The sequence below is a fragment of the Pseudomonadota bacterium genome, assembly GCA_010028905.1.
Lineage (GTDB): Bacteria > Vulcanimicrobiota > Xenobia > RGZZ01 > RGZZ01 > RGZZ01.
Map to the genome: position 1 here is coordinate 1 of RGZZ01000125.1, position 11,340 is coordinate 11,340.

At 66.2% G+C, this 11,340-nt stretch carries 14 protein-coding genes; 7 read left to right on the top strand and 7 right to left on the bottom strand.

What is annotated here, in order from left to right; genetic code table 11:
* On the top strand, positions 1-594 hold a 594-nt coding region (locus EB084_10650; protein ID NDD28712.1), incomplete at its 5' end, for a M23 family metallopeptidase.
* 106 nt (positions 595-700) lie between these two features.
* On the opposite strand, the gene EB084_10655 is transcribed toward EB084_10650, so the two are convergent.
* Together EB084_10655 and EB084_10660 are read right to left on the bottom strand one after the other, a co-directional pair.
* Positions 701-1,846 (bottom strand): type II secretion system F family protein, encoded by a 1,146-nt coding sequence (locus EB084_10655; protein NDD28713.1) that lies wholly within the window; start codon positions 1,844-1,846, stop codon positions 701-703.
* A complete protein-coding gene (locus tag EB084_10660; GenBank protein NDD28714.1) occupies positions 1,843-2,643 on the bottom strand; it encodes an enoyl-CoA hydratase/isomerase family protein in 801 nt (266 codons plus the stop codon). The genes EB084_10655 and EB084_10660 overlap by 4 nt, the downstream gene beginning before the upstream one ends.
* A gap of 206 nt (positions 2,644-2,849) precedes the next feature.
* Between EB084_10660 and EB084_10665 the strand changes: the two genes are divergently transcribed.
* Entirely contained in the window at positions 2,850-3,518 is a 669-nt protein-coding gene (locus tag EB084_10665) for an HAD family hydrolase (GenBank protein NDD28715.1), read from the top strand.
* Between the two features lie 25 nt (positions 3,519-3,543).
* Here the strand turns inward: EB084_10665 and EB084_10670 are convergent, their stop codons facing one another.
* The 4 genes from EB084_10670 to EB084_10685 form a co-directional block, all read right to left on the bottom strand.
* A complete protein-coding gene (locus tag EB084_10670; GenBank protein ID NDD28716.1) occupies positions 3,544-3,954 on the bottom strand; it encodes a response regulator in 411 nt (136 codons plus the stop codon).
* Positions 3,955-4,010: 56 nt separating this feature from the next.
* The gene (locus EB084_10675) at positions 4,011-4,505 is read right to left on the bottom strand and encodes a hypothetical protein (protein NDD28717.1); all 495 of its coding nucleotides are present in this window, start codon (positions 4,503-4,505) and stop codon (positions 4,011-4,013) included.
* A 4-nt stretch (positions 4,506-4,509) separates the two neighbouring features.
* Positions 4,510-4,944 carry a hypothetical protein gene (locus tag EB084_10680; protein ID NDD28718.1) on the bottom strand — a complete coding sequence of 145 codons (435 nt, stop codon included), beginning with the start codon at positions 4,942-4,944 and terminating at the stop codon, positions 4,510-4,512.
* Positions 4,945-5,071: 127 nt separating this feature from the next.
* Positions 5,072-5,524: a hypothetical protein gene (locus EB084_10685; GenBank protein ID NDD28719.1), complete on the bottom strand. Its 453-nt coding sequence runs from the start codon at positions 5,522-5,524 to the stop codon at positions 5,072-5,074.
* A gap of 205 nt (positions 5,525-5,729) precedes the next feature.
* Here EB084_10685 and EB084_10690 point away from each other — a divergent pair, with 205 nt between their 5' ends.
* Positions 5,730-6,008 carry a hypothetical protein gene (locus EB084_10690; GenBank protein NDD28720.1) on the top strand — a complete coding sequence of 93 codons (279 nt, stop codon included), beginning with the start codon at positions 5,730-5,732 and terminating at the stop codon, positions 6,006-6,008.
* Positions 6,009-6,045: 37 nt separating this feature from the next.
* Here the strand turns inward: EB084_10690 and EB084_10695 are convergent, their stop codons facing one another.
* Positions 6,046-7,440 carry a divalent metal cation transporter gene (locus EB084_10695; protein NDD28721.1) on the bottom strand — a complete coding sequence of 465 codons (1,395 nt, stop codon included), beginning with the start codon at positions 7,438-7,440 and terminating at the stop codon, positions 6,046-6,048.
* Between the two features lie 344 nt (positions 7,441-7,784).
* Here EB084_10695 and EB084_10700 point away from each other — a divergent pair, with 344 nt between their 5' ends.
* The 4 genes from EB084_10700 to EB084_10715 all read left to right on the top strand — a co-directional run.
* Complete coding sequence (locus tag EB084_10700) at positions 7,785-8,432, top strand: prepilin-type N-terminal cleavage/methylation domain-containing protein (protein ID NDD28722.1); 648 nt, start codon at positions 7,785-7,787, stop codon at positions 8,430-8,432.
* Positions 8,432-8,836 carry a hypothetical protein gene (locus tag EB084_10705; protein ID NDD28723.1) on the top strand — a complete coding sequence of 135 codons (405 nt, stop codon included), beginning with the start codon at positions 8,432-8,434 and terminating at the stop codon, positions 8,834-8,836. Before EB084_10700 ends, EB084_10705 begins: the two co-directional genes overlap by 1 nt.
* A 10-nt stretch (positions 8,837-8,846) precedes the next feature.
* A complete protein-coding gene (locus EB084_10710) occupies positions 8,847-10,142 on the top strand; it encodes a hypothetical protein (protein NDD28724.1) in 1,296 nt (431 codons plus the stop codon).
* Positions 10,143-10,204: 62 nt separating this feature from the next.
* Positions 10,205-11,340, top strand: a 1,136-nt coding sequence (locus EB084_10715; GenBank protein ID NDD28725.1) for a type II secretion system F family protein, incomplete at its 3' end; no start/stop codon positions are given.

Below are 11,340 nucleotides of genomic sequence, written 5' to 3' on the forward strand. Positions count from 1 at the left end.
ACGTTCACCCTCTCGGTGAGCACAGCAGAGGGCGAGGCTCTGCGGCGCACGGTGACAGTGAGAAAGGTCGCCTACGGCAGACAGTCGATCTGGCTTCCCGAGGCCATGCTCGCCACCTACGACAGCCCCCGCGCGAAAGCCGATGACCGGCTTCTTCTCACCGCCGCGAAGCAGTTCACCCCGCAGCGGTTTTGGCGCGGCCCCTTCCGGCTGCCGGCGCTGGGTCGGCTCAGCACCCGCTACGGCCAGGCGCGCACCTACAACGGCTGGCGCAAGGGATGGCACAAGGGGCTCGATGTGGCGGCCGGCGCTGGGGCCCCTATTCGCGCGCCCGGCGGGGCTCAGGTCGCCGTGGTGGCGCCGGGCCAGCTCGTGAACGGCAACGCCACCCTCCTCGACCACGGCATCGGTGTTTTCTCGCTCTACATGCACCAATCGCGCATCGACGTGAGAAAGGGGCAGCCCGTGACACGGGGGGGGCTCATCGGGCGTGTGGGAAGCACAGGGGCCGGCACGGGACCGCACCTGCACTGGGCCTGCTACGTGCATGGGGTCCCTGTCGACCCCCAGGTGCTCTTGCACGCTCCCTGGTAGAACAAGGCCCGCAGCGTCCCCGCCTCGCGCGCAGCCTGCCGAACCAGGCCCGTCGCGCACCCCGAGGCTTCCCGTACCCTTGCGCACCTCGCGCGCGAGCGGTCGGTCAGAGCTTCTGCAGGATCTGCGACATGGGCTGCATGCTGGCGATGATGAAGATGCCCACGAAGAATCCCATCACCAGCATCATCAGCGGCTCGAGAGCGGCGACAAGGCTCTCGAGGGTGTAGGTGAGCTGCACCTCATACATGTCGGCCACCCGAGACAGCAGCGACGGCAGGCGCCCCGTCTCCTCGCCCACGCTCACCACCTGCAAAAAGCCACCGCGGAAGAACTCGGTCTCCTCGAGGGCCTCGCGAAGCGTGGCCCCGCTCGTGATGCGCTCGATGGCGAGGTCAGTGCGCTCGTCGAGCGCGGGGTTCCCACTGGCCACGAACGAGAGCCGGATGCACTGATCGATGCTCACGCCACAGTTGAGCATGATCTCGAGAGCGCGGCTGAACCGGGTGATGGCGATGGTGCGCAGCGAGGGACCGATGACGGGCAGTCGCAACCCCCATCGCGCCAGCTTCAGCTTCACGCTGCGACGCGCGTACAGCTCCGGCAGCACCTTGACGGCCACCAGCGCTCCCAGTGCCACCGCCAGCGCGAAGTACGGGCTCGATACGACCTTGGCGAACACGAGAACCATTCGGGTGAGAAGAGGCACCTCGACCCCCAGGCTCTCGATGAGCTTGAACAGCCCCCCGAAGAGGTAGGGCGGAATGACGACGAGCGCTGAGACCGTGACCGCAAAGATGAACAGCGGATAGGTGAGGGCGCCCTTGACCCGCATGGTGACCCGTCGGCGCCCTTCCTCATACGAGGCCAGCCGATCGAGGAGGTGATCGATGTTTCCCGTCACCTCGCCCACCTGCACGAGGCGCACCTCGAGCTCGCTGAACTCGTCCGGCCACTTCGCCATGGCCGCCGAGAGCGACTGCCCGCGGCTCACGGTGGCGCTCATGGCACGGCAGACGTGTGCCATGTGCTCGTCGTCGCCTTGTCGACCCAGCAGCTCGAGGGCTCGATCGATGCGCACGCTCGCCACCAGCAGGGTGGCCAGAGAACGATAGAAGAGGCGCAGCGAATCTGCCTTCAGATGCTGCTTCATGAGCGTCGGCATCTTGAAGGGGAGGCGCGGCGCCTCTTCTTCGGGCGGCGGCGAGGCGTCGATGTGCTCGACCGGCCGCCCGGGTCGACGAATCGTCAACGGCCCTGGAACTGGGCCGTGCGCTTGTCGCAGTAGGCGGCAAGCCCCTCTTTGGCGTCTTCGCTCTGGAAGAGCTGCTGCTGGAGCTCGCGCTCGATGGAGAGGGCCTCGCTGAAGGGAACCTCGGCGCCGGAGATGACCGAGCGCTTGATGAGGCCCACCGCTTTGGCCGCCTTGTTCGGGGGAACGAACTGGCGCGCGTAGTCGAGCACGTTCTGCATGAAGTTGTCGTTGTCGAAGACGTGGTTGACGATGCCGAGCTCGAGAGCCTCTTCAAACGAGAACACGCGCCCCGTCGTCATGAGCTCGATGGCCTTCGGCTTGCCCACCAGGCGCACCAGGCGCTGGGTGCCGCCCGTTCCCGGAAGCACGCCGAGGTTCACCTCGGGCAGGCCCACCTTGCCCGCGTCGCGACGGGCGATGCGGATGTCGGCGGCCATGGCGATCTCGAGTCCGCCGCCCACGGTGTGGCCGTTGAGGGCTGCGATGACCAGCTTGGGGGTCTGCTCGAGACGGTTGAGCGTCTCGTTGGCGTGCAGGCAGAAGAAGTACTTGAAGCGCGGGGTGACCTCGCGCAGCATCGAGATGTTGGCCCCCGCAGAGAAGAACTTGTCTCCCCGACCGCGGATGACGATGACGTGAACCTCGTCATCGAAGCGGGCCTGCAAGATGGCCTCGTCGAGATCGCGCATCATCTCGTAGGTGTAGGTGTTCGCGGGGGGATCTTGCAGCTCGAGGATGGCGACTCCGCCCTCGACTCGATACTCGACCTTCTTCGTTACGGTTTCAACAGCCATCTGACGACCTCCATCAAGTGCAGCGCCGCGCCTCTCGGCGGCGAGCCGCCGCGTGTTGCCACGGCGGAGACAGGCCCGTCAGGCGCCGCGGGCGCGAGCGTGGGCCGCCCTCGTATTCGCACCTGTACCCGTCGTTCCTTCTTCTGACAACCTGGAAGCGCAGCCCGAGCAGCGCGAACGAAGGACTCGACGCCTGAGGGCGAAACATGAGAGCACCCATGAGCAACCTTTCGCCCTCGACCACCGCCATCGTCTTCGATTTCGACGGCTGCATCGCCGATTCGCTCTCTCTCTTCCATCGGCTCTACCAACAGACGTGCGACCACTTCAACCTGCATCTGCCGGTCTCCACCCCCGATGCGTTCAGGGCCTGGTACAACGCCCGATGGGAACGCAACTTCCTTGACATGGGCGTCTCTGAGGAGAACGTGCAGGAAGTGCTCGACTATGCGCGCGCCCACGTCGATTACAGCAGCGTGACCCTCTTCCCTGAGGTGGTGAGCGCTGTGCGCAGTCTTGCGCCGCAATACCGCCTGGGCATCGCCTCCACCACCGACGCGAGCGTCATCGAGGGCAAGCTCGAGGCCGAGGGCCTGCGCCACCTGTTCGGCGTTGTCATCGGCGGTGAAGAAGGCGGCAGCGACAAGATCGCGCGCTTCGGAGACGCATTGAAGGGGCTGGGCGCCGAGGGGCGCCACTCGGTGGGCATCGGAGACACCCCCCTCGACGTGCACTGCTCACGGCACTGGGGCATGCGCACCATCGGTGTGACCTATGGGTGGAACGCCGAGCACCTGGTGGCCGAGGCGAGGCCCGACCGGCTCGTTCGCCACCCGAGTGAGGTCGAGGCGGCAATCCGCTCGCTGCTCGCCTGAGCACCTGCCACAGCCGCCCGGCTGGCTATCCCTCGGCGCGACTGGGATAGAGCGCGTCTGCAGCCGCCTCTCCCTCGGCCACGAGACGCTCCACCTGCGCGATCAGCGCGGCGGGGTGGTAGGGAGCCGTGATGCCACGCACGTGCGGGTAGGTCTGCAGCACCTCGTTCGGCATGGCCACGTCAGAGATGACGACGCAGTGCAGGTGGGGCTGGAGCTCTCGTGCCATCGAGACCAGCTCGAAGACGTTCACCGAGGTCAGATGCGCAGACGCCACCATCACGTGAAAGCCCACGCTCTCGAGCTGCTCCATCGCCTCTTGCACGCTGTCGCAAGCCACCACATCGCAATCCTGCGAGAGAAAGGTCTGGGCCAGACGCAGCGTTCGCCGCGTCTCATCGACCAGAAGGGTCTTGGGCTTGGGGAGCGGGTTCATCTCACAGACTACTTCTCGACGAGCCCGCCGGCGCCTTCCTCGCCTGCCAGCGAGGTCTAAGTGCCCCCGCCGGGCTGCGCCTCGGGCTCACCCCTGCTACTTCTCGGGCTCGGACTCAGGCTCGGTCTCGGCCGCGGGCTCGACTGCGGCCTCGACCGCGACCGCGGCCGCGAGGCGCGTGTGTCGAACGCAAGCCCCTTCTCGTCAGCGCTCGCCGACGCCAGGCTCGAGACGTGGGAGAGTACATCGGCAACCGCGAACGCAACCACCTCGAGCTCGAAGCGGCCAGACTCCACCTTCGACAGATCGAGGACGTCATTCAAGATTCCCAGCAGCGCCGTGGCGGCCGCATGCGCCTTGCCCACGTAGTCGCGCTGACGTGGCGTGAGGTCGGTGCAGAGCGCCAGGTGCGACATCCCGATGATGGCGTTCATGGGGGTTCTGATCTCGTGGCTCATGTTGGCCAGGAACTCGCCCTTGGCGCGCAATGCCGCTTCCGCGCGCTCACGGGCGTCGTGGAGATCGTCAACCATCGACTCGATGCGCGCCATCTGGTCAACGAGCTATGAGCCACGCCTCTGTCCGCTCGTAGAACATGAACCCGTACATCACGAGCAGAAAGCCCCAGAGCTGAATCAGATCGGCCTGCAGGGCCCCGCCGAACAGATAGGCGCCCACCAGTGACGTCGAGAGCATGGTTGCCCAGAGCACGCTCCGGGTGGAGACAGGGAAGTATCGCGGCAGCAGCCGGTAGAGCATCAGGTACGCCACGTGGGCCACGAGCATGACAGAGAAGAACCAGAGGAGCTTCGGCGCCTGGAAGACCCAGCCCACGAACAGATACGGCAGAATGACCATGAAGATCGACGCAAAGAGCGAGAAGTTGCTCAGCCGCTTCCAGGTCTTGAGACGCTCGGTGTCACCAGGCTCGACCCCGCCCTCGACGATGGTGCTCAGCCAGCGCGGGAGTTTTTCAAACGGGTTTGTCACGGGTTCCCTCCGGCCGAGCAGAGCTCCCTTCGGCGGAAGGCGCGTCCTTCAGCGTTCACCGCGGTCGCCCGCCCCACGCACGCTTGCGCTGGCGCCTCAATCGTGCGTGTAGGGCAGACGCGACGGCTCAGGCGGTGAGCACGTGGAAGATGGCGGCCCGCTCGAGCGGTGAGAAGCCGAGCAGGAAGTCGCCGAGGCTGTCGGCGGTGATGGGCAGATCGTCCGTGTTGCGCACCGTCGCCTCGAGCCGCCCGCCGTCGTCGACAAGACGCAGGTGCATGGGGGCGCCACCCTCGTGACCCGTGAGCTCCACGGCGCCATCGCTCGCGCGCCGGATGTCGAGATCAAAGCCGAAACCGCTCTGATGTCCTTCGACGTGGGCCGCCTGATCGAGGCCAGGGGAAACGTGGAGATCGAGACCGTAGCCACGCAGGTGGCCGACCACGTCGGTGGTGCCGTTGTTGTTGAGATGGATGTCGAGGTCGAGCCCAGCTCCGTCTTGCGCGCCCTGGAGCTTCATGGGCGTGCCGTGGGGGTGGGGGTGGCCCGGTGAGGTGTACATCGAAATCAAGCTCATCATGTGGCGCAGTGTAACAGGTTCTGCCCGAAGGGTGAGATCTGCGATGTTAACGGTTGGCGCAGATCACCGTACCGCGATCGCCCGACCCGCGCGCCACCGACCTTGCAGGCAGATCGTCGGCCTCTTTTCGGCGCAGGCAGAGGGCAGGCCGCGCAAAGACCGAAAGCCTGCATGACCGCTGAGAAGATGAGGGTCCTGCCCCGCAATGATGATCAAGCTCATGTTCCTGCCAATGATGCTCAAGGTGCTGACGAAGACGCACCGCCCCTATGTCTGCGCCCTTCTCTACACCCTCCTCATCATCACCAACGGCCTGATCTTCGACGTGGCCTTCGGCGGCACATGGCAGAGCGCCGCTCTCGAGGCCGGCAAGGCCTTGGGAGGCTCCGCGCTCTACTTCCGCCTGCTCGAGGAGCTCGACGGCGCCGATGCCGCCTACTTCGGCGTTCTGGCCCTCGGATTCATCGCGCTCGTCGCAATCTGAGGCAGCGCGGAACGCCGCTGCAGAGCGGTTGCGCGCCTCAGGGCGCGCCAGAGAGAAGGGCGCGAACGAGCACCATCGCGGCCCCGCCCATGACGATGATGGCCAGTCCGCCGAGCAGGTTCGAGAGCCAGCCGTTGACGTGACGCCCCACCACGCGGCGGTCATTGCACGCCAGCAGCAGCAAGGCGATCAGCGGAGGGGCGACGATGCCGTTGATGACCGCGGCGTACAGCAGCCCTCGCACCGCGCTGAGCTGGTTCACGAGATTGAGCAGATAGCCCGCCACAGTGGTCACCGCGATGGTGACGTAGAAGGCCCGCGCACGCGCCAGCCTGCGATAGAGACCGTAGCGCCACCCGAAGACCTCGCAGACGGCATAGGCCACCGAACCCGCCATGGTGGGAATGGCCAGCAGGCCGGTGCCGATGATGCCGAGGGTGAAGAGCCCGTAGGCCGCGCCTCCAAGAGGCTGCAGGGCGCGAGCGGCGTCCTGGGCGGTCTGCAGCGGCTGTCCGCGAAGGGTCGAGGCGGTGCACAGCACGATGAAGAAGGTCACCGCCTGAGACGCCGCCATGCCGATGGCCGTGTCTGCCCGCACGCCGCGAAGGTCGTCGTCAGAGGGGGAATCGAGGGGATGCGCCGGTGCCACCGCGCTCCCATCGGCGATGGCCTCCTCGACCGTCTCTGCAGCCTGCCAGAAGAAGAGATACGGCGAGATGGTCGTGCCGAGAAAGCCCACGACGGCCATCAGGTACTCTGCGTCAGGGCGAAACGATGGGACGAAGAGGCTGCGGGCCACCTCGCCCCAGTCCTTGTGCACCCAGGGCAGCAGCGCCGTCACCACGTAGGCCAGCAGCGACAGGCAGAGCCACTTGAGGTAGCGCACATACAGGCGATACGGAACGAACACCTCGAGCAGCACCGTCGACAGCGCGAGTCCGGCAAGCCAGAGACCGAACGATCCCCCTGCCAGCGTCTGGGCCGCTCCCGCCATCACGTTCAGATCGGCCCAGATGTTGATGACGTTCGCCAGGGTGAGCAGGGTCACCGCGATCAAGACGAGAGAGCGGGGATAGAAGCGTGATAGAACGGCGGCCAGCCCCTGACCGGTCACGCGCCCGAGACGCCCGCACATCTCCTGCACCGCCATCATGAGGGGGGTCGACAGCGTGACCAGCCACAGAAGGCTGTAGCCGAACTGCGCGCCGACAACCGAGTAGGTTCCGATGCCCGAGGGGTCATCGTCGGCAGCCCCGGTGATCACGCCTGGGCCCACCTTCCCGAGAATGGATTCTCGGGTCGCAATCTCATCGGTCGATCGAACCGCGCGGCTGAGGTCTTCGAGATCTTCGGCAAGCGTCTCCGCCGACGGGTCGCTGGCGCGGGCGGCATCGGCCTCTTCCCGATAGGCCTGCTTGAGCAGATCAGCCATCTCACCAGGAGACAGCGCTCCGTGCTCGGCGCGCAGCCGCCTCGCCACCCGCTCCGCCATCTCGTCAGAACGAGGAACCTCGCGCCTCGCGTCCGGGCGCGGGTCGGGGTCGCTGGGTTCCGGAAAACGCGCTTCGCTCACTTCTTCACGCTCCCCCTTCGAAAAGGCGAGCGAATCGCCCTGCCACAGGACACCTCGGCAACGGGCCGAATTCCCCCACTGTGACGGGACTCTCACGGACAGGCAGCATCAACGCCCCTTTCTCCACGCAATTCCCCTGCCGTGCTCAGCCTCCCTCGCCTCCACAACGCCCCGTCGCGCGCAGCCTCCCCGTCCACCCCTCGATGCGGTGCGCGGCAACCCGGCGGTCGCGCGGCTTCACACTGGTCGAGATGCTCGTCTCATCGGTGGTCATGCTGCTCGTGATGAACGCGCTCTACGACCTCTTCACCGTGGGCGGGCGCATGCTCATGGTGGGACAGACCCGCGCCAACCTGCAGGCGGCGGCGCTCGTGGGGGTGAACGGGGTCGCATCCGATCTGAGAGAATCGGCGCTGGCTCTCGTCACGGTAACGGGCCCCGGGACCACCCCCACCCTGTCTCTGCGCATGCAAGACCCGAACAGCGGGCTGATCTCATCGTTCGCCCCCTTGCCGTACTTCGTCATCTACTACCACGACCCCGTGAACCGCACGCTCATGCGAAAGATCTGGGGCAACGTCAGCGGTGACCCGGTCACGTTCTCCCCGAGTCCGCTGCTGCTCAACACGAGGCTCTCCGCCGCGCAGCTCGCGCAGATCATCGCCACCCCCAACGGCACGGAGCGAGCGGTGGCGAGCATGGTCGACCAGTTCGCGGTAACGCCATCGCCCTACCCTGTTCTGGCGCCCACGGCGCAGCTGACCATCTCGCTGAGCCTGAGCACGCAGCTGCAGTCGGCGTCGTACGTCGAGTCGGCCATGACCGCCGTGGCCCCAAGGAACAAGATCTGATGCGACCTCGACGAACAGGCTTCGCGCTGGTCGACATCCTGGTGAGCAGCACGCTCCTCGTCGTGGTGTTCTTCGCCCTGATGGAGGTGATCCCGTCGGCGCTGAAGAGCCTGCGCTCGGGGCACGACCTCATCGGTGGCGCCAACGTGGCCCAGATGAACATCGACCAGTACCGATATCTGGCGTTCAGCAAGCTGCCGCCAGATGGCACGGTTGCGCTGCCCGCGGTGACCCTGAACGGGGTCTCGTACCAGCCCCGCGCGGTGTTCACGACCCGTAACGCGGGCTACGTGCGCGATGTTGCGGTGACGGTGACGTGGCCTTCGCAGCAGCGCTCCGCTGCAAGCAGCCAGAAGGCCTCGTACACCGTGCAGACGTCGCTGTACAACTTCACGAACCCATGAGACACCGCAGATGACGCGAGCCGCAGCAGAACGAGGCCTCACCATCGGAGCGGTGATCGGCGTCATCGCGGTAGCCATGGTGCTGGTCTTCACCCTGGCCACCCTGGGCACCACCCACCTGAACTTCGCCCAGCGCTATGCGGGAGGCCTCGACGCCCAGTACCTCGCGGAAGCGGCGGTGAGCCAGTGCATCTACGCGATTCACGAGAGCTACGCGTTCGGTCAGGCCGGCACCGAGCAGTTGGTGGTGCAGCCTGACCCCAACGAACCGCGCAGAAACGCGGTCATCACGTTCAACAAGAGCAGCGGCCTGCCATACTCAACCAACAACGCTGGCAAGCCCGGACCAGCGGCGGGGTGGAACGGAGGGCAGGTTCCCGTGTCGTGTGTGCGGCTGCTCTCCATCGGCTCTTCTCGAGGGGTGACGCGAACCGTCGAGGTGCTCGTATCGCTGGCCGCCTACCCCTACGTGATCGCGTGCGACGGCGCGTTTCAGGCCAACGGCGCGCTGCTGGTCAAGGGGGCCACGAACATGGCCGACGTGGTGACACAGGAGGGGGGCGGCTCGCAAGCGTCGCCCGCGAGCATGGGATGCAACAGCTCTGTCACCGATACCGCCACCGTCACCATCACCGGCGATCTGGTGGCGGCCGGCACGGTGAGCATCGGCAGCGGCTCCACCGTGGGTGGACAGATCCGGAGCGCCAACATCACCCTGCCCTACATCGACGTGACGGTCTACGACCCCACGGGGCAGCCCGGCGCCGTCGCCAACCCGAGCCTGAGCGCCCCCATCACGGGACAGTGCTACTGCACCAACAGCGTGGTGGCGAGCGGCGACCTGACGATGAACGGCGGCCTTCTCTACGTGAAGGGAAATCTCACGGTGAACGGTGGCTTGACGGGCTCCGGTGCCGTGATCGTCACCGGAACCACCACCATCAACAAGGGGGCCGACCTCGCCGCCACCAACCTGGTGGCCCTGGTGAGCGTGGGTGACATCACCATCAACGGCGACACAGCGACCAAGAAGTACCTGCAAGGGCTCGTCTACACCCAGGGCAAGCTCACTGCCTCGAACATCACGGTCGCGGGGACCATGATCGCCGGCGGCTTCTCCGGCTCCTCGGGCAACCTCACCCCTGGAAGCCAGGGCGGCATCTCCCTCACAAACGTCGCGGTCTACTCTGCTCCGGAGACCTCCGACCAGATGTTCGTGCCGGGCACGGTGAAGAAGTCGCTAAACCTAAACAAGTTCATTCGCGACACCGCGCCCCTGCGCATCATCTCCTGGAAGGAGCGCTGAGTGCGCACACGGCACCGCGCCTGCAGGACGGATCGTGACGAACTCAGAACCGTGCCTAAGAGATGGCTTCGTCTAGAAGAGCCCGCTACAGCGCGCGCACGGGTACCATCGTCAGGCCGCCGGCCCCCAAGCCCTGGCAGCGCTCGCTGCTGGGCGCCATCGACCGCACTCGCGATCTCTTCTCTGGCGCGACCCGGTACGAGATGGCGGTGCTGTTCCGCTCCCTGGCCGAGCTCATCGAGTCTGGCGTGCTCATCTCGAACGCCGTGGCCGTCATCCGGCCCAGCCTCGAATCGGTGCCCATGAAGCTCGCGCTGCACCAGGTCGAGATGAGCGTGTCTCGCGGTCTGACGCCCTCGCAGGCCTTCAGCCTCTGCCCCGATGTCTTTCCCGAGATCGTGGTGCGCATGAGCGAGGTGGGCGAGCGAAGCGGATCGTTCCCGGAGATGCTGCGCAGGCTCGCCGAGTACTTCGAGCAACAGGTCTCCATCTTCCTGAAGGTGCGCAGCGCTCTCACCTACCCGCTGCTGGTGCTCGTGCTGTGCGGCGCCATCGTGATCCTGCTCCCCGGGTTCCTCCTCGATGGGGTGTTTCGAATGCTGCGCGACCTCGACGCGGAGATTCCGATGAGCACACGCGCGCTCATGACGCTCTCCGATCTGGTGCGAGATCCCTTCGCCTGGCTGGTGGGCGCTGGCGCGGTCGCCGCCGCCGCCCTGGTCTACCGAAGGCGCATGCGCAACCGCGACATCCGCCGCAAGCGCGACGCCTGGCTGCTGCGGCTTCGCGGTGTCGGCCCGTGCCTTCGCCACATCGCGCTGCTGCGCTTCACCGCCGCCCTCGAGGTGATGATGTCTACGGGAACGCCCATCCTGGTTGCGCTCACCGTGGCGGGGAAAGCGGCGCAGAACCTCGTCTTCGAGGACGCCGCCGAGGAGGTCGGACAAGCGCTGAAGGCGGGCATTCCGCTGCACGTGAGCCTGGGTCGAACTCACATCATGCCTCGCATCCACACCCAGCTCGTCGCCATGGGTGAAGAATCCGGATCCATGACCGAGATGCTCAAGCAGTGCGCCTGGCTCTCTGAGCTCGAGATCGAGCAGCGCATCGGCGCCGCGCTGGCCGCACTCGAACCTGCCGTGATGATGTTCATGGGCGCGGTGGTGGGGTTCATCTGCCTCGCGACGCTCAGCCCGAT

Bases quoted from the DNA above. Each gene is read 5' to 3' on its own strand.
- EB084_10660 (NDD28714.1), bottom strand. From the start codon at position 2,643: ATGGCTGTTGAAACCGTAACGAAGAAGGTCGAGTATCGAGTCGAGGGC.
- EB084_10665 (NDD28715.1), top strand. From the start codon at position 2,850: ATGAGAGCACCCATGAGCAACCTTTCGCCCTCGACCACCGCCATCGTC.
- EB084_10670 (NDD28716.1), bottom strand. From the start codon at position 3,954: ATGAACCCGCTCCCCAAGCCCAAGACCCTTCTGGTCGATGAGACGCGG.
- EB084_10675 (NDD28717.1), bottom strand. From the start codon at position 4,505: ATGGCGCGCATCGAGTCGATGGTTGACGATCTCCACGACGCCCGTGAG.
- EB084_10685 (NDD28719.1), bottom strand. From the start codon at position 5,524: ATGATGAGCTTGATTTCGATGTACACCTCACCGGGCCACCCCCACCCC.
- EB084_10690 (NDD28720.1), top strand. From the start codon at position 5,730: ATGATGATCAAGCTCATGTTCCTGCCAATGATGCTCAAGGTGCTGACG.
- EB084_10695 (NDD28721.1), bottom strand. From the start codon at position 7,440: ATGGCTGATCTGCTCAAGCAGGCCTATCGGGAAGAGGCCGATGCCGCC.
- EB084_10700 (NDD28722.1), top strand. From the start codon at position 7,785: ATGCGGTGCGCGGCAACCCGGCGGTCGCGCGGCTTCACACTGGTCGAG.
- EB084_10705 (NDD28723.1), top strand. From the start codon at position 8,432: ATGCGACCTCGACGAACAGGCTTCGCGCTGGTCGACATCCTGGTGAGC.
- EB084_10710 (NDD28724.1), top strand. From the start codon at position 8,847: ATGACGCGAGCCGCAGCAGAACGAGGCCTCACCATCGGAGCGGTGATC.